20 protein-coding genes and 1 pseudogene are annotated in these 25,415 nt (G+C 66.0%); 14 read left to right on the top strand and 7 right to left on the bottom strand.

Annotated features, from left to right (window positions below; translation table 11 throughout):
- The first annotated feature begins 37 nt into the window (after window positions 1–37).
- From uvrA to FVA74_RS06290, 10 genes and pseudogenes are all read left to right on the top strand, one after another.
- Window positions 38–3,031 carry an excinuclease ABC subunit UvrA gene (uvrA, locus tag FVA74_RS06335; protein WP_147721234.1) on the top strand — a complete coding sequence of 998 codons (2,994 nt, stop codon included), beginning with the start codon at window positions 38–40 and terminating at the stop codon, window positions 3,029–3,031.
- Window positions 3,032–3,058: 27 nt separating this feature from the next.
- Window positions 3,059–4,960: an excinuclease ABC subunit UvrC gene (gene uvrC / locus FVA74_RS06330; protein ID WP_147721233.1), complete on the top strand. Its 1,902-nt coding sequence runs from the start codon at window positions 3,059–3,061 to the stop codon at window positions 4,958–4,960.
- Between the two features lie 42 nt (window positions 4,961–5,002).
- Window positions 5,003–5,878, top strand: a complete 876-nt coding sequence (gene rapZ, locus FVA74_RS06325; RefSeq protein WP_147721232.1) for an RNase adapter RapZ — start codon at window positions 5,003–5,005, stop codon at window positions 5,876–5,878.
- A 63-nt stretch (window positions 5,879–5,941) separates the two neighbouring features.
- Window positions 5,942–6,919, top strand: a complete 978-nt coding sequence (gene whiA / locus FVA74_RS06320; RefSeq protein ID WP_147721231.1) for a DNA-binding protein WhiA — start codon at window positions 5,942–5,944, stop codon at window positions 6,917–6,919.
- Window positions 6,920–6,983: 64 nt separating this feature from the next.
- Window positions 6,984–7,610, top strand: a complete 627-nt coding sequence (locus tag FVA74_RS06315) for a superoxide dismutase (RefSeq protein ID WP_147721230.1) — start codon at window positions 6,984–6,986, stop codon at window positions 7,608–7,610.
- A 185-nt stretch (window positions 7,611–7,795) separates the two neighbouring features.
- On the top strand, window positions 7,796–8,803 hold the full coding sequence (gene gap / locus FVA74_RS06310) for a type I glyceraldehyde-3-phosphate dehydrogenase (RefSeq protein ID WP_147721229.1): 1,008 nt from the start codon (window positions 7,796–7,798) through the stop codon (window positions 8,801–8,803).
- Window positions 8,804–8,866: 63 nt separating this feature from the next.
- On the top strand, window positions 8,867–10,081 hold the full coding sequence (pgk, locus tag FVA74_RS06305) for a phosphoglycerate kinase (RefSeq protein WP_147721228.1): 1,215 nt from the start codon (window positions 8,867–8,869) through the stop codon (window positions 10,079–10,081).
- The gene (tpiA, locus tag FVA74_RS06300; protein ID WP_147721227.1) at window positions 10,072–10,878 is read left to right on the top strand and encodes a triose-phosphate isomerase; all 807 of its coding nucleotides are present in this window, start codon (window positions 10,072–10,074) and stop codon (window positions 10,876–10,878) included. Before pgk ends, tpiA begins: the two co-directional genes overlap by 10 nt.
- A gap of 105 nt (window positions 10,879–10,983) precedes the next feature.
- Entirely contained in the window at window positions 10,984–11,235 is a 252-nt protein-coding gene (secG, locus tag FVA74_RS06295) for a preprotein translocase subunit SecG (RefSeq protein ID WP_147721226.1), read from the top strand.
- Window positions 11,236–11,244: 9 nt separating this feature from the next.
- Window positions 11,245–11,608 (top strand): annotated as a pseudogene (locus tag FVA74_RS06290) (RNA polymerase-binding protein RbpA).
- Window positions 11,609–11,648: 40 nt separating this feature from the next.
- Here the strand turns inward: FVA74_RS06290 and pgl are convergent.
- The 6 genes from pgl to tkt are packed head-to-tail and all read right to left on the bottom strand — an operon-like array spanning window position 11,649 to window position 19,754.
- On the bottom strand, window positions 11,649–12,413 hold the full coding sequence (gene pgl / locus FVA74_RS06285; protein WP_147721225.1) for a 6-phosphogluconolactonase: 765 nt from the start codon (window positions 12,411–12,413) through the stop codon (window positions 11,649–11,651).
- Window positions 12,414–12,415: 2 nt separating this feature from the next.
- Complete coding sequence (locus tag FVA74_RS06280) at window positions 12,416–13,360, bottom strand: glucose-6-phosphate dehydrogenase assembly protein OpcA (protein ID WP_147721224.1); 945 nt, start codon at window positions 13,358–13,360, stop codon at window positions 12,416–12,418.
- Window positions 13,357–14,895, bottom strand: coding sequence for a glucose-6-phosphate dehydrogenase (gene zwf / locus FVA74_RS06275; protein WP_147721223.1), 1,539 nt, complete (start codon window positions 14,893–14,895; stop codon window positions 13,357–13,359). The genes FVA74_RS06280 and zwf overlap by 4 nt, the downstream gene beginning before the upstream one ends.
- Entirely contained in the window at window positions 14,895–16,493 is a 1,599-nt protein-coding gene (locus FVA74_RS06270; protein WP_147721222.1) for a glucose-6-phosphate isomerase, read from the bottom strand. Before FVA74_RS06270 ends, zwf begins: the two co-directional genes overlap by 1 nt.
- Window positions 16,490–17,599 (bottom strand): transaldolase, encoded by a 1,110-nt coding sequence (gene tal / locus FVA74_RS06265; protein ID WP_147721221.1) that lies wholly within the window; start codon window positions 17,597–17,599, stop codon window positions 16,490–16,492. Before tal ends, FVA74_RS06270 begins: the two co-directional genes overlap by 4 nt.
- A gap of 58 nt (window positions 17,600–17,657) precedes the next feature.
- Window positions 17,658–19,754, bottom strand: a complete 2,097-nt coding sequence (gene tkt / locus FVA74_RS06260; protein ID WP_147721220.1) for a transketolase — start codon at window positions 19,752–19,754, stop codon at window positions 17,658–17,660.
- 272 nt (window positions 19,755–20,026) lie between these two features.
- Here tkt and FVA74_RS06255 point away from each other — a divergent pair, with 272 nt between their 5' ends.
- Window positions 20,027–20,947 (top strand): heme o synthase, encoded by a 921-nt coding sequence (locus FVA74_RS06255; RefSeq protein ID WP_147721219.1) that lies wholly within the window; start codon window positions 20,027–20,029, stop codon window positions 20,945–20,947.
- A gap of 96 nt (window positions 20,948–21,043) precedes the next feature.
- Here FVA74_RS06255 and FVA74_RS06250 read toward each other — a convergent pair whose 3' ends face one another.
- Window positions 21,044–22,144, bottom strand: coding sequence for a heme A synthase (locus FVA74_RS06250; RefSeq protein WP_240792332.1), 1,101 nt, complete (start codon window positions 22,142–22,144; stop codon window positions 21,044–21,046).
- Between the two features lie 275 nt (window positions 22,145–22,419).
- On the opposite strand from FVA74_RS06250, the gene sufB reads away from it, so the two are divergent.
- Genes sufB through FVA74_RS06235 form a run of 3 tightly spaced genes read left to right on the top strand, consistent with a single transcriptional unit; the run spans window position 22,420 to window position 25,361 of the window.
- Window positions 22,420–23,838 carry a Fe-S cluster assembly protein SufB gene (gene sufB, locus FVA74_RS06245; protein WP_147721218.1) on the top strand — a complete coding sequence of 473 codons (1,419 nt, stop codon included), beginning with the start codon at window positions 22,420–22,422 and terminating at the stop codon, window positions 23,836–23,838.
- Entirely contained in the window at window positions 23,839–25,041 is a 1,203-nt protein-coding gene (gene sufD, locus FVA74_RS06240; RefSeq protein WP_147721217.1) for a Fe-S cluster assembly protein SufD, read from the top strand. It begins immediately after the preceding gene.
- Complete coding sequence (locus FVA74_RS06235) at window positions 25,038–25,361, top strand: non-heme iron oxygenase ferredoxin subunit (RefSeq protein WP_147721216.1); 324 nt, start codon at window positions 25,038–25,040, stop codon at window positions 25,359–25,361. The genes sufD and FVA74_RS06235 overlap by 4 nt, the downstream gene beginning before the upstream one ends.
- The last annotated feature ends 54 nt before the right edge of the window (window positions 25,362–25,415 follow it).

Raw genomic sequence — 25,415 nt, 5'->3', positions numbered from 1 at the left:
CGAGAGACCCGAACTGAGAGAACATAGGCTGGCAAACGTGTCCATCACCCCCGTCGAATCGTCGTCGCGACTGAGCGTGCGTGGAGCGCGCGTTCACAACCTGCACAACGTCGATCTGGAGATCCCTCGCGACGCTCTCGTGGTGTTCACAGGCCTCTCGGGGTCGGGCAAGTCGTCCCTCGCCTTCGACACGATCTTCGCTGAGGGCCAGAGGCGCTATGTCGAGTCACTCTCGGCGTACGCGCGCCAGTTCCTCGGCCAGGTCGACCGCCCGGATGTCGACTTCATCGAGGGCCTCAGCCCCGCGGTGTCGATCGATCAGAAGTCGACCAACCGCAACCCGCGGTCGACCGTCGGCACGATCACCGAGATCTACGACTACATGCGCCTCCTCTGGGCACGCATCGGCATCGCGCACTGCCCCCAGTGCGGCGAGCCGATCCAGAAGCAGACCGTGCAGCAGATCGCTGACCAGCTCATGACACTCGAGTCCGGCACGCGCTATCAGGTCGTGGCGCCCGTCATCTCGCAGAAGAAGGGGGAGTTTGTCGACCTCTTCCGCGAGTTGGCCGCATCCGGATACTCCAGGGCGATCGTCGACGGCGAGGTCATCCAGCTCAGTACTCCTCCCACGCTGAAGAAGCAGGTCAAGCACGACATCTCGGTCGTGGTCGACAGGCTGGTCGCAGCAGACGACATCCTCAATCGGCTCACCGACTCCCTCGAGACAGCGCTTCGCCTCACCGATGGGCTCGTCGCCGTGAACTTCGTCGACGAGGAGGGGGATGCCGCGTGGCGCAGCTTCTCCGAGAAGCTCTCGTGCCCCAACAACCACCCGGTCCAGCTGACCGAGATCGAACCACGCACCTTCTCGTTCAACGCGCCATTCGGCGCGTGTCCCGAGTGCTCGGGCCTGGGCACCCGGATGGCAGTGGACTCCGAGTTGCTGCTCGGCGACCCCGCGCTGAGCCTCGCTGACGGCGTCATCCTGCCGTGGACCCAGAGCGGCAAGGGACTCTACAACTACTTTCAGCGCCTGCTGGAGGGTCTCGCCCGCGACCTGGATTTCTCGTTGAAGACGCCGTGGGAGCAGCTCGACCCGTCCGTACAGGAGGCCGTGCTCCGCGGAAACGACTTCCAGGTGAGCGTCAAGTGGCGCAACCGCTTCGGTCGTGAAATGAAGTACACGACCGGCTTCGAGGGCGTCATTCCCTATATCGAGCGCAAGTTTCTCGAGGCCGAGACAGACTCAGCGCGGCAGCGCTTCGCCAGCTACCTGCGCGAGATCCCGTGTGCCGTGTGCAATGGAAAGCGCCTCAAGCCTGAGGTCCTGGCTGTCACGGTACAGGGGCAGAGCATCGCCGACGTCGCGGAGCTCAGCCTCACTGATGCCTACGGCTTCATGCACGACCTCACGCTGACCGACCGCGAGGCCCACATCGCGGCGGCCGTGCTGCGCGAGATCCGGGCGCGACTCGAGTTCCTGCTCGAGGTGGGTCTCAACTACCTGAACCTCGCACGTTCGGCCGGCTCGCTCTCGGGAGGCGAGGCGCAGCGCATCCGCCTGGCAACCCAGATCGGGTCGGGGCTGACCGGCGTGCTCTACGTGCTCGATGAGCCAAGCATCGGCCTTCACCAGCGTGACAACCGACGTCTCATCGAGACGCTCGTCAAACTCAAGAACCTCGGAAACACGCTCATCGTCGTCGAGCACGACGAAGACACGATCCGCACGGCCGACTGGGTGGTCGACATCGGTCCCGGGGCGGGCGAGCATGGCGGCAAGGTCGTGCACTCCGGCTCGTATGACGACCTCTTGGTGAACGACATGTCGGTGACGGGCGATTACCTGTCGGGGCGCAGAAGCATCGCCGTTCCGCAGTCCCGCCGTGCCGTCGACCCGGAACGCATGCTGCGAATCGAGGGGGCACGGGCCAACAACCTCAAGGACGTGACGGCCGAGATTCCCCTTGGTACCCTGACCGCCATCACGGGCGTCAGCGGCTCGGGGAAGTCGACGTTGATCAACGACATCCTCTACAAGGTCCTCGCCAACGAGCTCAATGGCGCTCGACAGATCCCCGGCAAGCACACGCGCGTTCGCGGGCTTGAGAGCCTCGACAAGGTGGTCCACGTTGACCAGGCGCCCATCGGGCGCACTCCGCGGTCGAATCCCGCCACCTACACGGGCGTCTTCGACCGCATTCGCACGCTGTTCGCGGAGACGGCAGAGGCCAAGGCACGCGGCTACCTGCCGGGGCGCTTCAGCTTCAACGTCAAGGGCGGCCGCTGCGAGAACTGCTCCGGCGACGGCACGATCAAGATCGAGATGAACTTCCTGCCAGACGTGTACGTCACCTGCGAGGTCTGCAACGGAGCACGGTATAACCGCGAGACCCTCTCGGTGCACTACAAGGGCAAGAACATTGCCGAGGTCCTCGAGATGCCGATCAGCGAGGCCGCAGAGTTCTTCCAGGCGATCGGTGCCATCCACCGCTACCTCATGACCCTTGTCGATGTCGGCCTCGGATACGTCCGTCTCGGCCAGAGCGCGACGACCCTCTCGGGCGGTGAGGCGCAGCGCGTCAAGTTGGCCACCGAACTGCAGCGGCGCTCAAGCGGTCGCAGCATCTACGTGCTCGACGAACCAACGACCGGCCTTCACTTCGAAGACGTGCGCAAGCTCCTCCTCGTGCTCGAGGGCCTCGTTGAGAAGGGCAACACGGTGGTCGTGATCGAGCACAACCTCGACGTCATCAAGTCTGCAGACTGGATCATCGACATGGGCCCGGAGGGCGGCGCGGGCGGTGGTCAGGTCATCGCGACCGGCACGCCAGAACAGGTCGCCGGCGCTGAGGTGAGCCACACGGGTCGCTTCCTTCGGGAACTCCTCCCTGCGGCATCCGTCGAAGCGGCAATCGCCGCCGGGCGCACCAAGACGCCACGCAAGAAGCCAGCACGCGCAACGGGTTCCGCCACGAAGACAGCGGCAGCTGGCGCGAAGGCGCGAACCGCACAGTCGGCTCGGTGAGACCGCGAGGCCGCGTGAGTCGATTGCATGAGTGACACGGTCGCATACAGGCCCAAGGCTGGGGAGATACCAACGCAACCGGGCGTGTACCGGTTCAGGGACGCGCAGCAGCGGGTGCTCTACGTGGGCAAGGCGAAGAACCTCCGCGCGCGGCTGAGCAACTACTTCGCGCCTCTCGCGAGCCTGCACGAACGAACACGGCGCATGGTGACGACGGCGACATCCGTCGAATGGACCGTCGTCGCGAGCGAGTTCGAGGCACTCCAACTCGAGTTCACGTGGATCAAGGAGTTCGACCCGCCGTTCAACGTGCAATTCCGGGACGACAAGTCGTACCCGTACCTTGCGATCACACTCCAGGACGACGTGCCCCGCGTGCTCGTGACCCGCAACAAGGGCATCCGGGGCGCCAGGTACTTCGGCCCGTACACGAAGGTCGGCGCGCTCAGAGAGACGGTCGACCTCATGCTCAAGGCCTTCCCGATGCGCAGCTGCACCGACACCATCTATCGGCGCGCCGAACAGTCGGGTCGACCCTGTCTCCTCGGCGACATCGGCAAGTGCTCCGCGCCCTGCGTTGGGCGCGTCTCGAAGGGGGAGCACAAGTCGATCGCGCTCGACTTTGCGTCGTTCATGGCGGGGCAGGACAAACGCTACGTGGCGGAGCTCACGAAGCGGATGACCGAGGCAGCTGCCCGGCAGGACTACGAGGCTGCCGCACGCTACCGTGACCAGCGCAGCGCCCTCGAGACCGTGCTCTCCAAGAACACGATCGTGCTCTCCGACTCGATCGACGCCGACATCTTCGGAATCGCCCACGACGAGCTCGCCGCGGCCGTGCAGCAGTTCTCGGTGCGCGGCGGTCGCATCCGCGGCGTGCGCAGCTGGGTCGTCGACAAGGAACTCGACGTCGAGCTGCCCGACCTGGTTGAGTCGGTCATCCAGAAGGCCTACGGCGACGACACGGAGCCGCCCCGCAGGGTCATCGTGCCAGCGCTTCCCGCTGACGCGACGGAGCTGGAGCACTGGCTCGCCACACGGAAGTGGGAGCTCAGCGGCCGCAGCGGTCGCATCGCGCTCTCGGTCGCGCGACGCGGCGAGCTGGCGGCCCTCGCGCAGACGGTCGACACCAACGCCAAGAATTCGCTGATCCTCTACAAGACCCGCCGGAGCGCGGACTTCACCTCACGATCCCAAGCACTTGCTGACATCCAGGAGGCGCTCGGCATGGGGGAGGCCCCTCTCCGCATGGAGTGCTTCGACGTCTCGCACCTCTCGGGCACCAATATCGTGGCCTCAATGGTCGTCTTCGAAGACGGCCTGCCGCGCAAAGACCAGTACCGCCGGTTCAGCATCAAGGAGGCCGCTGACGACACCGAGGCGATCGCCGATGTCCTGCGTCGCCGGCTCTCGCACCTCGATGAGGAGGACGATGAACCGGCGACTGACGGCGCTAGAGCGACGAAGAGGTTCGCGTACCGCCCCAACCTCCTGATCGTGGATGGGGGCCAGCCCCAGGTTGCGGCGGCAGCCGCCGTGCTTCGAGAGCTCGGCGTGACGGACATCGCGCTCTGCGGCATCGCGAAGCGGCTCGAGGAGGTGTGGCTGCCTGACACGGATTTCCCGGTCATCCTGCCGCGAAACAGCGACGCCCTGTTCCTCATCCAGCGAATCCGCGATGAGGCGCACCGCTTCGCGATCTCCTTCCAGCGCCAACGACGCAAGCGTGACATCACAACCGTCCTCAGCGAGATTCCCGGCGTCGGTCCGTCGCGCGTCAAGGAGCTCCTGCGCCATTTCGGATCCGTCGCGCGCCTGCGCGAGGCATCCGTCGATGACATCTCCCAGGTCAAGGGCGTGGGCCGAGTCGTGGCGACGGCGATCCATTCGCGTCTGCGTGAGTCCCCGGGAGGTGCGCAGGGTGGGTAGGCTTGGAAGGCACGAGACGGCGAGGGGATGAGGACGACCGGAATGGCGGAGGGATCCGAACGACAGGAAGTCCTGATCGTCACCGGCATGTCCGGCGCGGGCCGCTCCACGGCGGGCAATGCTCTCGAGGACCTCGGCTGGTACGTCGTCGACAACCTTCCGCCCCAGATGCTGCGCCCCCTGGTCGAACTCGCGGGGAGAGCGGGAAGCAATCTGCCGCGTATCGCCGCAATCGTCGACGTTCGCGGTGGGCGCCTGTTCTCCGACCTCGCTGAGACGATCGAGATGCTCAGCTCCAGCTCGACCGTGCGCGTCATGTTCCTGGACGCGACGGATGCCGCACTGGTCCGCCGCTTCGAGCAGGTGCGACGCCCGCATCCGCTGCAGGGCAACGGCACCTTGCTCGACGGCATCTCGGAGGAGCGGGCCCGCATGCTCGAGATCCGCGAGAAGAGCGACTTCGTGATCGACACCTCGGATCTCAACATCCACCAGTTGGCCACGGTGGTCACCGAGACGTTCGCGCCGGGAGGTACTCCGGGCGTGAAGACGACCGTCATGAGCTTCGGATTCAAGTACGGCGTACCGACCGATGCCGATCTCATCGTGGACATGCGCTTCCTTCCCAACCCGTTCTGGATTCCTGAACTGCGCTCCCAGAACGGATTGGACGACTCCGTCAGGTCCTTCGTGCTCGCGCAGGAAGGTGCGCAGGAGTTTCTTGACGCCTATGTTCGGGCGCTCGAGCCCGTGCTCGCCGGCTACCAGCGCGAGAACAAGCGGCACGCCACCATCGCGGTTGGCTGCACGGGTGGAAAGCACCGGTCGGTCGCTGCGGCAGAGGAGCTTGCACGCAGGCTCTCTTCGCTGCCGAGCGTGGCCACCAGCGTCAAGCACCGCGATCTCGGTCGTGAGTAGACGGGCATCGCCCCGCCTCACGCTTCTCATATCTCTTCACAGACTGCACGAAAGGATTCGCCCGTGGCTCTCACCGCCGATGTCAAGGAGGAGCTCACCGGAGTCGAGGTGAGCAAGACCAGCGTTCGCGCCGCGGAGCTGTCAACGATCCTCCGGTTCTCGGGTGGGCTCCACACGATCTCGGGGCGCATTGCGGTCGAGTCGGAGGTCGACAGTCCCGCGCTCGCCCGTCGCGTCCGCAAAGACCTCGCGGAGCTCTATGGGGTTCGCGGTGACGTTGCCGTCATCCCCGCGAACGGCATGCGCAAGGCGACCAGCTACCTCGTACGCGTGCTTGACGGCGAGACGCTCGCACGCCAGACAGGCCTCCTCGATGCCAGGCGTCGCCCGATCCGCGGGCTGCCCAACCGGCTTACGACCGGTTCCCGCGAGGACCTCGCCGCCATTTGGCGCGGGGCCTTCCTCGCGCAGGGCACCCTCACCGATCCCGGCCGCTCGGCTGCCCTCGAAGTCGTATGCCCCGGTAACGAGGCTGCCATGGCGCTCGTGGGTGCTGCTTCTCGACTCGGCATCGCGTCGAAGGCGCGAGAGGTTCGTGGCGTGCACCGTGTCGTCATCCGAGACGGCGAGGCGATCAGCGCCATGCTTGTCACGATGGGCGCGGTCGAGACAGTGACCGCATGGGAGGCGCTGCGCCAACGACGCGAGGTTCGCGCGACCGCGAACCGACTCGTGAACTTCGATGACGCCAACCTCCGCCGCTCAGCCCAGGCCGCCGTTGCGGCGTGCGCGCGGGTCGAGCGCGCACTCGAGATTCTGGGCGAGGAGATCCCCGAGCACCTGCGCTACGCGGGCGAACTTCGCCTGCGATTCCGAGAGGCGAGCCTCGACGAGCTCGGCCACCAGGCCGAGCCCCCAATGACGAAGGATGCCGTCGCCGGAAGGATCCGACGCCTCCTCGCGATGGCAGATAAGAAGGCCGAGGAACTCGGAGTTCCGGGCACCGATGCCAACCTGCCGCCAGAGTACGAGGACGCGTAGACTGGCGAACATCCCCCTTGCGCACGAGTTCTGTGCGCAGCGGTAACACCCCAAGGAGAAGTAAATGCCTGAATACACCCTTCCCGAACTTCCGTACGACTACGCAGCGCTTGAGCCGAGCATCAGCGCCACCATCATGGAGCTTCACCACAGCAAGCACCACCAGGCGTACGTGACGGGTGCCAACACCGCGCTTGCGCAGCTGGCCGAGGCCCGCGACAAGGGCGACCTCGCCAACGTCAACAAGCTCGAGAAGGACCTGGCGTTCAACCTTGGCGGTCACGTCAACCACTCGGTCTTCTGGACCAACATGTCTCCGGATGGCGGCGACAAGCCCACCGGCGAGCTTGCGGCGGCGATCGATGACAACTTCGGTTCCTTCGAGAAGTTCCAGGCACACTTCACGGCGACCGCCCTCGGCGTGCAGGGCTCCGGCTGGGCCGTCCTCGCTTGGGACTCGATCGGCCAGCGCCTCATCATCGAGCAGCTCTTCGACCAGCAGAGCAACGCCGCGCTCGGCACCGTGCCGGTCCTGATGCTCGATGTCTGGGAGCACGCTTACTACATTGACTACAAGAACGTCCGCGCCGACTACGTGAAGGCGTTCTGGAACATCGTGAACTGGCAGAACGTCCAGCAGCGCTTCGAGGCGGCTCGCACGTCGACCTCGGGCCTCATCGTTCTTTCCTAGCACCTTGTCGCGGCCGGGTCATTTTGGCCCGGCCGCCCGTATCCTCATATTGCTCGACTCGCTCGGCGCCACGAAGGCCGTGCTCAGCACAACTGGCAACACTGTGACACCGCACCACTGTTCCGTACCTTCCCGCCACGAAGATCACGACCTGGTCATCGGGGCATAGTCAGACAGGAGTCTCCATGAGCGTCAAAATCGGCATCAACGGCTTCGGCCGTATCGGCCGCAACTACTTCCGCGCCGCCCTCGCACAGGGCAGCGACCTCGAGATCGTCGCAGTCAACGACCTGACAGACAACGCGACCCTCGCGCACCTCCTCAAGTACGACTCGATCACGGGTCGCCTCGACGCTGAGGTGTCGCTCGAGGGCGACAAGATCGTCGTCGGCGGCAAGTCCATCACCGTGATGGAGGAGCGCGACCCGGCGAACCTCCCATGGGGCGACCTCGGCGTCGACATCGTGATCGAGTCCACCGGCTTCTTCACCAAGGCGGAGGGTGCCCGCAAGCACCTGGACGCGGGCGCCAAGAAGGTGCTCATCTCCGCGCCCGCCTCCGGCGAGGACGCCACGTTCGTCATGGGCGTCAATCACGAGTCGTATGACCCGGCAAACCACCACATCATCTCCAACGCCTCGTGCACGACCAACTGCCTCGCGCCGCTCGCGAAGGTCTTCAACGACACCTTCGGCATCGAGCGCGGCCTCATGACCACCGTGCACGCCTACACCGCCGACCAGAACCTGCAGGACGGCCCCCACCGCGACCTGCGTCGTGCGCGCGCCGCCGCCGTCAACATCGTCCCGACCTCCACAGGTGCTGCCAAAGCGATCGGCCTCGTGCTGCCCGAGCTCAAGGGCAAACTCGACGGCTTTGCGCTGCGCGTTCCCGTGCCGACCGGGTCGATCACCGACCTCACGGTCACGGCAAGCCGCACGGCATCCGTCGACGACATCAAGGCGGCCTACCGCGAGGCAGCAGAGGGCCCACTCAAGGGCATCCTCAAGTACACGGAGGACCTGATTGTCTCGAGCGACATCGTCACCGATCCGCACTCGTCGATCTTCGACTCCGACCTGCTGCGCGTCATGGGCGACCAGGTGAAGCTGTCCGCGTGGTACGACAACGAGTGGGGCTACTCGAACCGTCTCGTCGACCTGACGGAGTATGTCGCGGCTCGCCTCGACTGACCCGCAGCGTCAGCACATTTCCCGGCTCCGTCACCTGCAGAACGAATCGAGAAGATCCGCCTCATGACCCTCCGAACGCTCGACAGCCTTGGTGAGCTCGCAGGCAAGACCGTCATCGTGCGGTGCGACCTGAACGTGCCGCTCGATGAAGGCCGAATCACCGACGATGGGCGCATCCGTGCCTCACTGTCCACGCTGCAGCGCCTGCTCGACGCAGGGGCGAAGGTGGTCGTGATCTCGCATCTCGGTCGCCCCAAGGGCGCTCCGGACCCGGCCTTCAGCCTCGCACCCGTGGCCACGCGCCTGGGCGAACTGCTCGGCAGGGACGTCGTCTTCGCGGGCGACACCGTGGGGGAGTCTGCCAAGGCCGCGGTGGCGGAACTTGAATCCGGCGGGATCGTACTGCTCGAGAACCTCCGGTTCTCGCCAGAGGAGACATCGAAGGATGACGGTGAGCGAGCAGCATTCGCTGCACGACTTGCCGCCTTCGGTGACGCCTTCGTCTCTGACGGCTTCGGCGTCGTGCACCGCCGCCAGGCCAGCGTGTATGAACTCGCGAAGGCACTGCCGAGTGCGGCAGGGCTCCTGATCGAGGCGGAGCTCGACGTGCTCGATCGGCTGACCGAGCGTCCGACGCGCCCGTACACGGTCGTGCTCGGGGGGTCGAAGGTCTCCGACAAGCTCGGTGTCATCGGCCACCTGCTCCCCAAGGTGGACACCCTTCTCGTGGGAGGCGGCATGATGTTCACCTTCCTCGCCGCACTGGGGCACAGCGTCGGCTCGAGCCTTCTCGAGGAGGACCAGCTCGAGAATGTGCGCGGCTACATTGCGGAGGCGGAGCAACGCGGCGTGCAGATCATCGTGCCCAGCGATGCCGTCGTCGCGTCGCACTTCGGAGCGGATGCGCGCCATGAGGTGCGCCCCACAGACCAGCTCGAGAGCACGGAGTGGGGCGAGAAGGGCATTGGCCTCGACATCGGGCCGGAGACTGCGCACCGCTTCGCCGAGGTCATCGCTTCGTCGAAGACGGTCTTCTGGAACGGCCCCATGGGAGTATTCGAGATCGACGCCTTCGCGGCAGGCACAAGGACGGTAGCCCAGGCACTCACTGAGGTCGACGGGCTCTCAGTGGTTGGCGGCGGCGACTCTGCGGCAGCGGTGCGCGCGCTCGGGTTCGACGACGCTCAGTTTGGTCACATTTCTACTGGCGGTGGAGCGAGTCTCGAGTTCCTCGAGGGCAAGTCCCTGCCCGGCTTGGAGGTACTGGGATGGCAGTGACAAAGGGCAAAAGCGGCGGTCGTACGCCGCTCATCGCCGGCAACTGGAAGATGAATCTCGATCATCTCCAGGCGATCGCCTTCGTGCAGAAGCTTGCATGGAGCCTCAAGGACGCCCACTTCGATTTCGACGAGGTCGAAGTCGCGGTCTTTCCACCTTTCACGGACCTGCGCTCGGTGCAGACGCTCATCTCGGCTGACAAGCTCCTGCTCAAGTTCGGTGCGCAGGATGTCTCGGCTCATGACTCTGGCGCGTACACGGGGGAGGTCTCCGGAGCGTTCCTGTCGGCGCTCGACTGCGACTACGTGATCATCGGCCATTCGGAGCGCCGTACGCTGCACCTCGAGACGGACGAGCAGGTCGGCGCCAAGGCACTGGCGGCGATCAAGCACGGACTCGTGCCGGTCATCTGCGTCGGCGAGACCGCTGATGACCTGGCTGAGCACGGTCCAAGCGCGGTTCCCGTCGCACAGCTCACCGCCGCGCTCGAGAACGTCGCCGAGGGTGCAGACATTGTCGTCGCCTATGAGCCGGTCTGGGCCATCGGCTCCGGACAGGCTGCAACGCCAGAACAGGCGGAGCAGGTAGCGGCAGCATTGCGCGATGTCGTACGGTCCCGCCTCGGCGAGGACGCGGGAGCGAAGACGCGGGTCCTCTATGGCGGATCCGTCAAGGCCGCCAACATCGCCTCGTTCATGCGACAGCCGAACGTCGACGGTGCCCTCGTCGGCGGTGCGAGCATCCAGGTCGAGGAGTTCGCGAGCATCTGCCGCTACAAGGCTCACGTCGGCACCTGACGTCCAGAACCCACACATATCGGGTCGCGGGTTATACTGGTCAACGGCTTACGCGCTCCCGAAGGCGCTTCACCGTGCCGGCGCGCATCCACCGAAAGGCTCCACGTGCAAATCCTCCAGGTACTGTTCCAGGTGGTGCTGGGAATCACCAGCGTCCTCCTGACTCTCCTCATCCTCCTGCACAGGGGGCGTGGCGGTGGCCTTTCCGACATGTTCGGCGGCGGGGTCACCTCGAATCTCGGGGCGTCCGGTGTCGCTGAGCGAAACCTCAACCGCTTCACCGTCATCCTTGGTCTGGTCTGGCTCACGTCGATCGTGGTCCTCGGCCTCATCACCAAGTTCGATTCGGCAGTCTAAGGAGTAATCGTGGCGTCAGGTGGCAGTGCAATCAGGGGCTCCCGAGTCGGAGCTGGCCCCATGGGGGAGCAGGACCGGGGGTTCCACGCGGAGCGCATCCAGGTGCACTACTGGTGTGGCAGCGGTCACCAGCTGAGCCCTTATTTCCTCGCGACAATCGAGCCTGAGGAAATCCCTGAGCAGCTTGACTGCCCGAACTGCGGCGCGCCCGCTGGTCGTGACAAGGAGAACCCCCCCGCAGGTTGCGAAGCTCGAGCCGTACAAAACGCACCTCGCGTACGTCAAGGAGCGCCGCACCGAAGAAGAGGCCGTGGCCCTCCTCGAAGAAGCACTCCAGCAGCTTCGCGCGCGTCGGGGCACCGTCAACTCCTAGCGCTGGTCGAGGCTTCGCGTTGCCGAGGCGACGCGCCTCGTCAGTACGAATCGACGATCAGCTCTCGTGGCACATCCGCTGCCGCGTCCTCGTCGACGAAGAACACCGTCTCAAGCACGCCCTTGACGCCCGCGACCGGCACTAGGTCACGACTCGCCCCCGCCAGCGCAAGCCCGATCGGCGAAGCCTTGTCTGTGCCTGCCAACGCGAGCCAGATCCGCTCTGACGAGTTGATCACGGGCAGGGTGAGGCTCAGTCGCTCGGGAGGTGGCTTCGGCGAATTGCGCACCGCGACGACAGAGTCCTGAGCATTGACCTGCTCGAAATGCGGAAACAGTGAGGCGACGTGGCCGTCAGGGCCGACACCGAGGAACGTCACGTCGAATGCTGGCGCGGCGCCTCCATTGCCTGCGTGGCGTGCGAGCTCGTCCCGGTACTGTAGGGCGGCATCGTCGAGCGCGATTCCAGCATCCGCCGCCGGAAAGCGGTGCACGTTGCCGGAGGGAATCGCGACGTGCGTGAGGAGGGCCAGATCGGCCTGGTGGTCATTCCGTTCGGCATCCCCGGATTCGAGCCAGCGCTCGTCGCCCCACCACACATGCACCCGGTCCCACTCCAGGGCGCCGACCTCGGCATGTTCGGCGATCGCGCGGAGCACCGCGATACCGACACTCCCGCCCGTGAGGCAGACGTGCACGGTGGGGCTCCCCTGCAGGATTGCCCGCACGACGGACACGAAACGGCCAGCCACGGCGTCGATGAGCTGTTCCTTCGATTCGTGGACGACTACAGCCTTGTTGGGCACGCTCACTCCTTCTTGCTCGGCGTCGCGAGGGCGCTGAGCCCCTCCTGCAGGACGGAGCCGAAGAGCTTGTCGGGGCTCAGCCGACGAAGCTCCTCCGCGAGGCAATCGCGGAGTCCGCGTCGCGGCAGGGAGATGTCGTGCACGGGTTGACCCGGCTGCGTCAGCGTCGCGACGGGGGGCTCAGTCCGTTCGAGCGTGATGTCGCCCGAAGCACGAGTGAGCGTCACGCCGTGGATACCCACGTCGCCCGGTCGGGTGATCTCAACCGTGACGGGAACCTCGAGCTGCCGCTGTAGCCACGCGGCGAGCAGCAGCGTAGAGGGGGACTCGGACGAGCCGCGAACGTGCACGGCTGTCACCGGCTCGTAGGGCGGCTGGTCCAATACTGCGGCGAGTTGGCCTCTCCAGAGGGTCAGGCGGGTCCACGCGAAGTCGGTGTCGCCCGGCGCATAGCTCGCAGCAAGCGAACGGAGGAAGGCCGCGGGATCGGGCTGAGCCGCCGCATCCGTGATCCGTCGCTGCGCGATCCGCCCGATCGCGGATTCCGAGACAACCCCGAGCGTGCGCCCGGGCCACCATGCGACGACCGGCGCGTCAGGCAGGAGTAAGCCCATCACGAGGCTCTCCTCACTTCGCGCGATGTCGCCGTAGGCGCGCAGCACGATAACCTCGCTCGCGCCCGCGTCGCCGCCGACCCGAATCTGCGCGTCGATGCGTGCGCTGGTATCGGCGTCACCCTCGGGGGGAGTGGAGACGACGATGACGCGCATGGGATGCTCGCGGGAGGCCTCGTTGGCTGCCTCGATCGCCTCTTCCTCTCGCCCGATCTCTGTGGAGATGACGAGGGTGAGTACCCTGCCGAGGGCGACCGCTCCGCCCTCCTCCCGGATGCGGACGAGGGCCTTCGAGATGGCGCTTCCCGTGGTGTCTGGAAGATCGACGATCATGGGCGCCTCCACTGTCGGCCGTCACGAGCGAGCAGTTCATCCGCCGAGGCGGGCCCCCAGGTGCCGGGCCGATATTGCTCTGGCGGTCCCTGCTCGGCCCAGTACTCCTCGATGGGGTCGAGGATCTTCCACGAGAGCTCGACCTCCTCGTGGCGGGGGAAGAGGGGCGGGTCGCCCAGGAGCACGTCGAGAATGAGTCGCTCGTAGGCCTCCGGGCTCGCCTCCGTGAAGGCGTGGCCGTAGCCGAAGTCCATCGTGACGTCGCGAACACGCATGCTCGTGCCGGGAACCTTCGAACCGAAACGGATCGTGACCCCCTCGTCGGGCTGCACCCGGATCACGAGGGCGTTCTGGCCGAGCGAGGTGGTCTGGTCCTCAGCGAAGAGGGTCTGCGGGGCACGCTTGAACACCACCGCGATTTCCGTCACGCGCCTGCCGAGGCGCTTACCGGCACGCAGGTAGAAGGGAACGCCGGCCCAACGCCTCGTGCCGATGCCCAGCCGGATTGCCGCGTAGGTCTCCGTCTCCGACTGCGGATTCATGCCTTCCTCCTCGAGGAAGCCGACGACCTTCTCACCGCCCTGCCAACCGGCGCTGTACTGGCCGCGCGCAGTAGCCGTGCTCAGGTCGGAAGGCAGGGAGACCGCCGACAGCACCTTCTCCTTCTCGACCCGAAGGTCTGCGGCGTCGAAGGAGATGGGCTCCTCCATCGCCGTGAGCGCGAGCAGCTGCAGGAGATGATTCTGGATGACGTCGCGGGCAGCACCGATGCCGTCGTAGTACCCGGCGCGTCCGCCGACGCCGATGTCTTCGGCCATCGTGATCTGCACGTGGTCAACGTAGTGGCCGTTCCACAGCGGCTCGAAGAGCTGGTTGGCGAAGCGCAATGCCAGGAGGTTCTGCACCGTCTCCTTGCCGAGGTAGTGGTCGATGCGGAACACCGAATCGGGCGGGAACACCGACTCCACGACGCTGTTGAGTTCTCGCGCGGTCGTCAGGTCGCTGCCGAATGGCTTCTCGATGACGACCCTCCGCCATCCCGTGCCCGACTGCTCGGCCAGGCCGGAGCGGCGAAGCTGCTCCGTGACGAGCGGGAACGACTTCGGCGGAATCGACAGGTAGAAGGCGTGGTTGCCCATGGTGCCGCGGTCGCGGTCGAGCGCGTCGAGGGTGCTCTTCAGCTCTGCGAAGGCTTCGTCATCGTCGAAGTCTCCCTGCACGAAGCGGATGCCCTGGGCCAACTGTGCCCAGACGTCCTCGTCAAATGGGGTGCGGGCGTGCTGCTTGACGGCCTCGTACACCTCGCGTTCGAAGTCCTCGTCCTCCCATTCACGCCGCGCAAAGCCGACGAGGCCGAAGCCGGGGGGAAGCAGCCCTCGGTTGGCGAGGTCGTAGACGGCCGGCATGAGCTTCTTGCGCGAGAGGTCGCCAGTGACGCCGAAGATGATGAGGGCGCTCGGGCCAGCGATCCGGCTGAGCCGCCGGTCGCTCGCAATTCGCAGGGGGTTGAAGTCGGGGGTGATCTCCACCGACATCAGCGAATCGCGTCCCGGATGGAAGCGAGGCCGCGCTCGATGTCGCGCACCGTGAGTGTCAGCACGGGTCGTCCGTGCGCTTCAAGCACGCTCGCGTCGCCCGCTGCCTGGGCGCGGAGCAGCATGCCGAAGGTGAACGGCCGGTCGGGGATCTCGAGGTCGTGCTCGCCCTCGGTCACGATCTGCAGGAAGACCCCGTTGGCGGGCCCGCCCTTGTGGTACTGGCCGGTCGAGTGCAGGAAGCGCGGTCCCCAGCCGAAGGTCGTGGGGCGTCCGGTCCGAGCCGCGATGCGATCGCGAAGGTCAAGGAGTTCGGGGTGCGCTGCACGGTTGGCGTAGGCGTGCACGGCGACATAGCCGTCGGCCGGCACGGTCTCCAGCAGGCGCGCCACAGCCGCGTCGAGTGTCGCTTCGCCCGCTGTGACGGCGAAGGTTCCGCGCACCTCGACCCCAGCATCGATGAAGGCGGGTGCCGGAGCCTCAGGCTGGGCATCGAGGAGACCCCTCGTGGCGGTCTTGGCCGACTCGACATCCGGCTGGTCGAATGGGTTGATGCCGAGCAGCCGTCCCGCGACTGCCGTCGCATACTCCCAGACGAGGATCTGCGCACCGAGCGTGCCGCTGATCTCAACCTCGCCCTCGATCACGTCGCGCGTCTCCTTGGCGCTCTCGACGAGGCGCACGACCTGCACGTCGTCGGGCCGGCTCGCGAGCTCGGGGGAGTCTGTATCAAGCACGATCGGCAGGATTCCCTTGCCTTCTTTGCCTGTGGACTCCGCGATGAGTTGCTCGGCCCAGTCGGCGAAGCCGACGATGTAGGTGCCGTCGGAGACGATCGCCAGCTTGTCGCGCAGGGGACGGGTGCCCGCCATGACTGCACCGAGGATGAGCGCGGGGTTCTCCTCGTGATCGACCGCGAGGCGGCCGGCGACCGACGATGCCTCGTCGAGCAGCGCCGCGATGTCGACGCCCGCGAGACCGGAGGGCACGAGCCCGAACGCGGTGAGCGCCGAGTAGCGGCCGCCCACGTTGGGGTCCGCATTGAATACGCGGTAGCCGGTTTCGCGAGCGGATTCATCGAGGGGGGAGCCGGGATCCGTGACGATGATGATGCGGTCGACGGGGTCGATGCCGGCGTCACGAAACGCCTGCTCGTAGGCGCGCTTCTGGCTGTCGGTCTCGACGGTCGAACCGGACTTCGAGGAGACGACCACCGCCGTCGCCTCGAGTCGCTCGCCGAGTGCCGCAGCGACTTGGCTCGGCTCGGTCGCGTCAAGCACGGTCAGGGGGGCGCCCGCCGTGCGCGTGATGACCTCGGGGGCGAGGGAGGAGCCGCCCATCCCGCACAGCACGATGTGGTCGACCCCGTTCTCGCGCAGGTGGTCGCGGAGCGCGATGATGTCGTCCACGAGTCCCTCAGAGACGACGACCGCCTCGGTCCACCCGAGCCGCTTCGAGGCCTCGTCCTCCGCCTCGCGGCCCCACAGTGTCGCATCCTGCGCCGTGATCCTGGATGCCACAAGGTCGGTCACGAGCTGCGGCACGACACGCTCGACCGCAGCCGCAGCGGCCCCGCTGACCGCGATGTCGAAACTCATCGCGCGGCCTCGAGGGCAGCGCCGACGGTGTCGAGAAGCTCGTTCCACGACACGATGAACTTGTCGACGCCCTCCGATTCCAGCACGTTGGTGACCTCTTCGTAGGAGATTCCGAGTGCGTCGATCTCGTCAAGGACCTCGTTTGCCTCGGGGTAGGAGTTCGTGATGGTGTCGCCGCGGATAACGCCGTGGTCGAAGGTCGCCTCCATGGTCTTCTCCGGCATGGTGTTGACGACATTGGGTGCGACGAGCTCGACGACGTACGCGGTGTCGGGCAGCGCCGGGTCCTTCACGCCGGTCGACGCCCAGAGCGGCCGCTGGATGTTTGCACCCGCTGCAAGCAAGCCCTTTGCCCGCTCGGTCTCGAAGGACTGCTCGAACACCTGGTAGGCGAGCCGCGCATTTGCGATACCGGCCTTGCCCTTGAGAGCGAGGGCCTTCTCGCTGCCATTCTCCTCGAGTCGACGGTCGATCTCCGTGTCGACACGCGACACGAAGAAGGAGGCGACGGATCGGATGGTCGCCAGGTCGATGCCCTCGGCACGAGCCTGCTCGAGCCCCGTCAGGTAAGCATTGATGACGTCGCGGTAGCGCTCAAGGCTGAAGATGAGGGTGACATTCACGCTGATGCCCGATGCCGTGAGCGCGGTGATCGCTTCGAGCCCCTCGACGGTCGCGGGAACCTTGATCATGGCGTTGGGACGGTTCACCTTCTCCCAGAGCTGGCGACCCTCCTCGATCGTACCGGCCGCGTCGTTGGCGAGGCCGGGCTCGACCTCGATCGAGACGCGACCGTCCATGCCATCGGTCGCGTCGTACACGGGGCGAAGGATGTCGCACCCGGCAGCGACGTCATCCGTCGTGATCTCGAACACCGCGGTCGTCACGTCGACGCCCGATGCTGCAAGCGCGGCGACCTGCTCGTCGTAGGCGTCGCCCTTTGCGAGTGCCGTCGCGAAGATCGTGGGATTCGTTGTGACGCCGACGACGTGCCGTTCGTCGAGGAGCTTCTGGAGCGCGCCGGAGGAGATGCGCTCCCGGGAAAGGTCGTCCAGCCAGATGCTGACGCCGGCCGCGGAGAGTTCTGCAAGGGGATTGGTGGTCATGACTTCATCTTCCGCTCGACTTCTGTGGGGGTGTTGGGAGCTTGATCTCGCGTGATGCTCAGCCTGCAGCCTTGAGCGACTCGTGTGCGGCCGCGACGGCGTGCTCGGTCGTCATGCCGAACTCGCGGTAGAGCGTCTTGTAGTCGGCCGAAGCGCCGAAGTGCTCAATCGAGACGGAGCGACCGGCGTCGCCCACGTACTGGCGCCACGTGAGGTCGATACCGGCCTCGATCGACACCCGTGCGCGAACCGACGCGGGGAGCACCGACTCGCGGTAGGCCTGGTCCTGCTCCTCGAACCATTCGAGGCATGGGGCGGAGACAACACGCGCGTTGATGCCCTCTTCGCGCAACTTGTCACGTGCGTCCACCGCGATCTGCACCTCGGAGCCTGTCGCGATGAAGATCACGTCGGGCGTTCCGCCTGGCGCCTCTGCGAGCACGTACGCGCCGCGCGAGACGTTGCGGGCGGAGGCGAGGCTGTCACCGTCGGCATCGCCTTCACCTCGCTCGAACACGGGGACATTCTGACGAGTCAGCGCGATGCCGGCCGGGCCCCCGCGGCGCTCGAGGATCGTCTTCCAGGCCCACGCGACCTCGTTGGCATCCGCCGGACGCACGATGTCGAGCCCGGGAATCGCGCGCAGCGTCGCGAGCTGCTCGACCGGCTGGTGTGTCGGCCCGTCTTCACCGAGCGCGACGGAGTCGTGCGTCCACACGAAGATGGACGGCGCCTTCATGAGGGCAGCCAGGCGCACCGCGGGTCGCATGTAATCGCTGAAGATGAGGAACGTTCCACCGTAGGGGCGCGTGTTGCCGTGCAGCACGATGCCATTCAGGATCGCCGCCATCGCGTGCTCACGGATGCCGAAGTGCAGCACGCGTCCGTAGGGGTTGCCGCTCCACTCCTCAGTCGAGCGGTGGGCCGGCACGAAGGAGGCAGCGCCCGCAATGGTCGTCAGGTTCGACTCTGCGAGGTCGGCGGAGCCGCCCCAGAGTTCGGGGATGACGGCCCCCAGGGCACCGAGGACCTTGCCCGATGCTGCCCTCGTGGAGACGTCCTTGCCGGACTCGAAGGTGGGGAGTGCCTCATCGACGCCATCCGGCAGCGCTCCCGTGAGCACGCGGTCGAGCAGCTGCTTGCGCTCGGGGTTCGCCTCTGCCCAGGCGTCGAACTGCCTCTGCCACTCTGCGTGCTGCGCCTGGCCTCGCTCGACCGCCTTGCGGGTATGTGCGATGACCTCGTCGGAGACCTCGAAGGTCTTCTCGGGGTCGAAGCCGAGCACCTGCTTGGTTGCGGCGAGCTCCTCGGCACCCAGGGCCGAGCCGTGGATCTTGCCCGTGTCCTTCTTGTTGGGGGCGGGCCATCCGATGATCGTCCTGAGCACGATGAGTGAGGGCTTCGTCGTCTCGGCCTTCGCGGCCTCGATCGCGACGTGCAACTCCTCAATGTCCTCGTGGTAGTCGCCGCCCTTCTTCCAGTCGACGACCACGACCTGCCAGCCGTACGACTCGTAGCGTGCCTGCACGTCCTCGGTGAAGGCGATGTCGGTGTCGTCTTCGATCGAGATCTGGTTGCTGTCGTAGATCACGACGAGATTGCCGAGCTCCTGGTGGCCGGCGAGGGAGGATGCCTCGCTCGTGACGCCTTCCTGCAGGTCGCCGTCACTCGCGATGACGTAGACGTAGTGGTCGAACGGGCTCGTGCCCGGCGCAGCCTCGGGGTCGAAGAGACCACGCTCGAAGCGGGACGCGTAGGCGAAGCCGACGGCCGAGGCAAGGCCCTGGCCGAGCGGGCCTGTCGTGATCTCGACACCGTCGGTGTGGCCGTACTCGGGGTGTCCAGGAGTCTTCGAGCCCCAGGTGCGGAGTGCCTTCAGGTCATCGAGCTCGAGGCCGTAGCCACCGAGGTAGAGCTGGATGTACTGCGTGAGTGAGGAGTGACCCGCCGACAGGATGAAGCGGTCGCGCCCGATCCACTCGTTGTCGCTCGGGTCACGGCGCATGACCTTCTGGAAGAGGAGGTAGGCCGCCGGCGCGAGGGACATCGCGGTGCCCGGGTGACCGTTGCCGACCTTCTCGACAGCATCGGCCGCAAGGATACGCGCGGTATCCACGGCGAGGTTATCGATGGGGTCCCACTGGAGAGCTGCCACGTTGTTCTGACCCTTCTGACGCAGGTTTGCGTGCGCGACCGACGCGGTGCGCATCCGTAATGCACCCGCCCTGGCGACTCCGGTCGGCCCGCGTGCGACGTCGCCACGGTGCGATCCATTCAGGTGAGTCGCCTCGAACGTGGGGGGAGGCCCTCCCAAGTATAGGGACAGGTACCGCGTTGACAGGGGAACTGCGCCTCTCGAAGGGAACGCAGGGTGCCAGCAGTGAACTAGACTGGTTCATTGGACACTGGAGAGCCGTTAGAGGAGCGATGAACGCAACCGTAGACACCCCGATCCGACAGGAACGGGCCCGCGGGATCGCAAAGGCCCGCGCCTATCTCGCCCTCACGAAACCCCGCGTGATCGAGTTGTTGCTCGTCACGACCGCTCCCGTCATGATCCTGGCGCAGGGCGGCATCCCGAATCTCTGGCTCATGTTCTGGACGCTCGTCGGCGGTGCGCTCAGCGCGGGAGCCGCCGGGGCGTTCAACTGCTACATCGACCGCGACATTGATCGCGTGATGGCGCGCACGAGCAATCGCCCGCTCGTGACGGGTGCGCTGAGCGACCGCGAGGCGCTCGTCTTCTCGTGGGTGCTGACCTTCCTGTCGATCGGCGTGCTCTACTTCGCGACCAACTGGCTCGCCGCCACACTCTCCGCGGCAGCGATCTTCTTCTACGTCGTGGTCTACTCGCTCATCCTCAAGCGCCGAACCTCGCAGAACATCATCTGGGGCGGGATCGCGGGCTGCTTCCCCGTGCTCATCGGGTGGGCGGCCGTGACGGAGTCGATCAGCTGGTCGCCGCTGATCCTCTTCCTCGTCGTCTTCCTGTGGACGCCGCCCCATTACTGGCCGCTCTCCATGAAGTACCGCGCTGACTATGCGAGCGCCCAGGTGCCCATGCTCGCCGTGATCCGCGGTCGCGCCCAGGTGGGCCTGCAGACGATCCTCTACGCGTGGGCGACCGTCGGATGCTCGCTCCTGCTGATTCCCGTGCACCCCATGGGCCTCACCTACACACTCGTGGCCTTGGGTTCGGGCGCATGGTTCATCATCGAGTCGCACCGTCTCTACAACCGGGCCATCCGCGGTGAAGAGGCCAAGCCCATGAAGCTCTTCCACGCGTCGATCACCTACCTGACGCTCGTCTTCGTCGCCGTAGGCGTCGACCCGCTGCTGCCCTTCTAGGCCGGCCGGTCCAGGCAGGGCGGGCCCTGCCAGCGGGTTCCGAGCTCTCGGCGATCGGATCGCCTCTACGAACCCGGCGACGTGTGAGGGGACTGCCTAGGCGGGCCGCTTGAGCCGCAGCACCACGACGACATAGGTTGCGGCCGACAACGCGGCAAGCACCATGTGGATGCCGACGAGCAGGGCGGGCAGTCCCTCGCGGGCCTGGATGACACCGACGATGACTTGCAGGACGATGATCGCGGCGAGCACGAGGAGCCAGCGGCGCGGCTGAAGACGCTGGACCCAGGCGGCAAGCGTGAGCACCAGCACGAGGACGGCCAGCACGTAGCCGGGCCACGAGTGAACGTGCGCGAGCACGGTGGCGTCGAAGCCATTCCGCACGACGTTCGCGTCACCCGAGTGCGGTCCCGAGCCCGTGGTCAGCACGCCGAAGAAGATGGTGGCCGCGAGGGCAAGCCCCGTGACGTGGGTGACGATGGCGAACCACTTCGGCACGGCGCGCACCCGCGGGCCGGCGACTGCGGTCATGCGCACCAGGTAGGTCGCCGTGACCGTCACGAGCAGCACGGATGCCACGTAGTGGAAGCCCACGATGAAGGGGTTGAGCTGGGTGAGCACCGTGATGCCTCCCACGAAGGCCTGCGCGACGACCCCGATGAGCACGATCCACGCCAGGACGGAGAGGTCACGCCGCTGCGGGGTGATGCGCACAGAACGTACGGCACCGATGATCGTCACCAGGAGAAGCGCGGCCGTGAAGAACGGAAAGCCTTCGTCCCCCTCGAAGCCAAGCAGGGAGGCGACAGTCCAGGCCACCCCACCGGCGCCGAGAGCGCCCACGGCGAAGAGGAGCGCCGACGTGAGGGAGCGTCGCCCGCCCAGCGCACGCAGGGTCAGGAGCAGCACGACGATCGCGAGGATGCCGACGAGGCCGGTCAGTGTGCGGTTGCCGAACTCGATGATGCCGTGGAAACCCTGCTCCGCGGTCGGCACAAGGGACTCCGGCGTGCAGAGGGGCCACTCCGAGCATCCGAGGCCAGAGCCCGTGAGGCGCACCGCGCCACCCGTCGCGATGATGAGCACCTCAGCACAGAAGGAGGCCCACGCGGCGATGCGGATGCCGCGGCCGAGGGGGATGGGGACGCTGCCGATGAACCCACGGTGACGGACTTCGGTAGACGACTGGCGGTTCACTGGCAACTTTCTCGTTTCGGCAGCGGCACCCTATAGAATTGACAGGTTCATGAACACAGCCAATGCCGGGGTGTCAGCGCAGACATGACGGGGTTCATCCCCGTTCCTCCTGTTCATTCTAGGCAGGCAGCTCGGGCGCGATGCTTCGCGCATCCGATCCTGCGATCGACCCCGCGCATTGAAACGCACGCACGAGTGTGCCGTCACGGCACTCGGGTCGGGAATGTTTGCCCACACCGACCTGTTGGGGCCAGTGAGGAATGAAGAGGTATGCCATGTCAGACGTTCTGATTGACCGCCCGGAACTCTCGAGCCTGGGAATTTACGAGTTCGGCTGGGCTGACTCGGATGTTGCGGGTTCGTCAGCCCGCAGGGGACTCTCCCCGGAGGTCGTCGCCGACATTTCCCAGCTCAAGGCTGAGCCAGAGTGGATGCTGAAGAACCGCCTCAAGGCGCTTTCACTCTTCTACAAGAAGCCCATGCCCTCGTGGGGTGCTGATCTCTCGGGGATCGACTTCGAGAACATCAAGTACTTCGTGCGCTCGACCGAGAAGCAAGCGGCCACCTGGGAGGACCTTCCCGAGGAGATCAAGAACACCTACGAGAAGCTCGGCATCCCCGAGGCTGAACGCCAGCGCCTCGTCGGAGGTGTCGCTGCCCAGTACGAGTCCGAGGTCGTCTATCACCAGATCCGTGAGGACCTGGAGGAGCAGGGCGTGCTGTTCCTCGACACCGACACCGCGCTTCGCGAGCACCCGGAGATCTTCCAGGAGTACTTCGGAACGGTCATCCCGGCCGGTGACAACAAGTTCGCCGCACTCAACACCGCCGTGTGGTCCGGTGGTTCCTTCGTCTATGTGCCGCCCGGCGTGCACGTCGAGATCCCGCTCCAGGCCTACTTCCGCATCAACACGGAGAACATGGGCCAGTTCGAGCGCACGCTCATCATCGCCGACGAGGGCAGCTACGTGCACTACATCGAAGGATGCACGGCGCCCATCTACAAGTCGGACTCGCTGCATTCGGCAGTCGTCGAGATCATCGTGAAGAAGAACGCACGCGTTCGCTACACGACGATCCAGAACTGGTCGAACAACGTCTACAACCTCGTCACCAAGCGCGCCATCGCACACGAGGGCGCGACCATGGAGTGGGTCGACGGCAACATCGGCTCCAAGGTCACCATGAAGTACCCCTCCGTGTACCTCGTAGGGGAGCGCGCCAAGGGGGAGACCCTCTCGGTCGCCTTCGCCGGCCCGGGCCAGCACCAGGATGCCGGCGCCAAGATGGTGCACATGGCGCCGCACACGCAGTCGTCGATCGTCTCCAAGTCGATCGCTCGCGGCGGGGGCCGCACGGGATACCGTGGCGAGATCCGCATCGCGGCCGGAGCGCACCACTCCGCCAACACGGTGCGTTGCGACGCGCTGCTCGTCGACACGATCTCGCGCTCCGACACCTACCCCGTGACCGACATCCGTGAAGACGATGTCGTCATGGGACACGAGGCGACGGTCTCCCGCGTCAGCGAGGAGCAGCTCTTCTACCTGATGTCGCGTGGCCTGCCCGAAGACGAGGCGATGGCGATGATCGTGCGTGGATTCATCGAGCCGATTGCGCGCGAACTGCCCATGGAGTACGCCATGGAGTTGAACAAGCTCATCGAGATGGGCATGGAAGGATCTGTCGGATAGATGTCAGCGCCCGTAGTCTCTGCGAACGCCAATACCGCAGCTCTTACCGACCATTCCAAGATCGCCTCGCGCCAGCACAGCGTGGGCGGGCTCGGACTCACCCCCGTGCAGACCCGCTCGGAGCGCTTCGCGTCCTATGACGTGAACGACTTCGAGGCGGTTGTCCCCAATCACGCAGAGTGGAAGTACACGCCGCTCGCGAAGATCGCGCCCCTGACAGGCGACGCGCTCGACGGCTCGACCTACGAATACTCCGCCGCGACGGAGGGTGGAGCGAGCGTGGCCTGGACGGGACGGGACAACGCGCTCATCGGCCGCGCCGGAACGCCAGAGGACCGGGCATCCGCCAACGCCTGGAGCTCCTTCGAACAGGCCCTCGTCATCACGCTTGAGGGCGAGGAGGCGAGCGCAACGCTGAGCCGTTCGGCCATCGGCGCGAACGCTCGCGCCGCACACCTCGTCATCCACGCCACTGCACACTCTCGCGGCCTGGTCGTGCTCGAGAACGCGGGCGACGCGATGCTCGCGGAGAACGTCGAGATCATCGTCGACGACAACGCCGACCTCAGCGTGGTCGTACTGCACGAATGGGCCGACGACGCCGTCTACCTCGCGAGCCATTTCGCAAGCGTCGGACGGGGTGCTCGGCTCAAGCACGTGACGGTGACCCTCGGCGGCGACGTGGTGCGCGTCAACCCGACGGCGCACCTCGGCGCAGAGCGCGGGGAAGTCGAGCTCTACGGGCTCTACTTCGCCGACGCTGGCCAGCACATTGAGCACCAGGTCTTCGTGCACCACGACGGCCCGCATACGAAGTCGACCGTCACCTACAAGGGCGCCCTCCAGGGTGATGGTGCGCACACCGTGTGGATTGGCGACGTGCTGATCGGTCGCGAGGGCAACGGCACCGAGAGCTACGAGCAGAACCGCAACCTGCTGCTCTCGGACGGTGCACGTGCCGACTCCGTGCCGAACCTCGAGATCGAGACGGGCGACATCCTCGGCGCAGGCCACGCGAGCGCGAGCGGCCGCTTCGATGATGAGCAGCTCTTCTACCTCCAGGCACGCGGGATCCCCGAGGAGGAGGCACGCCGCCTCGTCGTCCGCGGCTTCCTTGGCGAAGTCATCCAGAAGATCGGCGTGCCGTCGATCGAGGAGCGTCTCGACGCGGCGGTCGAAGCCGAACTGGCGGTGAGCGCATGAGTGTTCGAATCTGCGCCCTCGACGAGCTGACCGTCAACGCGGCGGTGCGTGTCGTGATCGGCGATACGCCCATCGCAGTCGTGCGCGACTCCGCTGGCGACGTCCACGCAATCGGGGACACCTGCACGCACGGCGACATCTCACTGTCGGAGGGCTTCGTCGAGGACGAGACCCTCGAGTGCTGGGCACACGGCTCCCAGTTCTCACTCAAGTCCGGCAAGCCACTGACGCTGCCCGCCTACGAACCGGTCCCGGTCTTCGCGGTCTCCGTTGTCGACGGCGACGTCTTCGTCGATCCCACGCCGACCTTCCCCTCCTAAGCACCCGGCCCAAAGCATCCGGCCCAGCGGCCGAAGAGAAAGAAGAATTCGCAC

The organism is Salinibacterium sp. dk2585 (assembly GCF_008001035.1).
Taxonomy (GTDB): domain Bacteria; phylum Actinomycetota; class Actinomycetes; order Actinomycetales; family Microbacteriaceae; genus Homoserinimonas.
The sequence above is the reverse complement of the archived record's forward strand: the minus strand, read 5'-3'. Positions and strand labels throughout refer to the sequence as shown.

Coding starts and splice junctions, on each gene's coding strand:
- uvrC (WP_147721233.1), top strand. CDS start 3,059: ATGAGTGACACGGTCGCATACAGGCCCAAGGCTGGGGAGATACCAACG.
- tpiA (WP_147721227.1), top strand. CDS start 10,072: ATGGCAGTGACAAAGGGCAAAAGCGGCGGTCGTACGCCGCTCATCGCC.
- sufB (WP_147721218.1), top strand. CDS start 22,420: ATGTCAGACGTTCTGATTGACCGCCCGGAACTCTCGAGCCTGGGAATT.
- FVA74_RS06280 (WP_147721224.1), bottom strand. CDS start 13,360: ATGATCGTCGATCTTCCAGACACCACGGGAAGCGCCATCTCGAAGGCC.
- gap (WP_147721229.1), top strand. CDS start 7,796: ATGAGCGTCAAAATCGGCATCAACGGCTTCGGCCGTATCGGCCGCAAC.
- FVA74_RS06255 (WP_147721219.1), top strand. CDS start 20,027: ATGAACGCAACCGTAGACACCCCGATCCGACAGGAACGGGCCCGCGGG.
- FVA74_RS06235 (WP_147721216.1), top strand. CDS start 25,038: ATGAGTGTTCGAATCTGCGCCCTCGACGAGCTGACCGTCAACGCGGCG.
- FVA74_RS06315 (WP_147721230.1), top strand. CDS start 6,984: ATGCCTGAATACACCCTTCCCGAACTTCCGTACGACTACGCAGCGCTT.
- rapZ (WP_147721232.1), top strand. CDS start 5,003: ATGGCGGAGGGATCCGAACGACAGGAAGTCCTGATCGTCACCGGCATG.
- pgk (WP_147721228.1), top strand. CDS start 8,867: ATGACCCTCCGAACGCTCGACAGCCTTGGTGAGCTCGCAGGCAAGACC.
- sufD (WP_147721217.1), top strand. CDS start 23,839: ATGTCAGCGCCCGTAGTCTCTGCGAACGCCAATACCGCAGCTCTTACC.
- FVA74_RS06270 (WP_147721222.1), bottom strand. CDS start 16,493: ATGAGTTTCGACATCGCGGTCAGCGGGGCCGCTGCGGCTGCGGTCGAG.
- zwf (WP_147721223.1), bottom strand. CDS start 14,895: ATGTCGGTGGAGATCACCCCCGACTTCAACCCCCTGCGAATTGCGAGC.
- tal (WP_147721221.1), bottom strand. CDS start 17,599: ATGACCACCAATCCCCTTGCAGAACTCTCCGCGGCCGGCGTCAGCATC.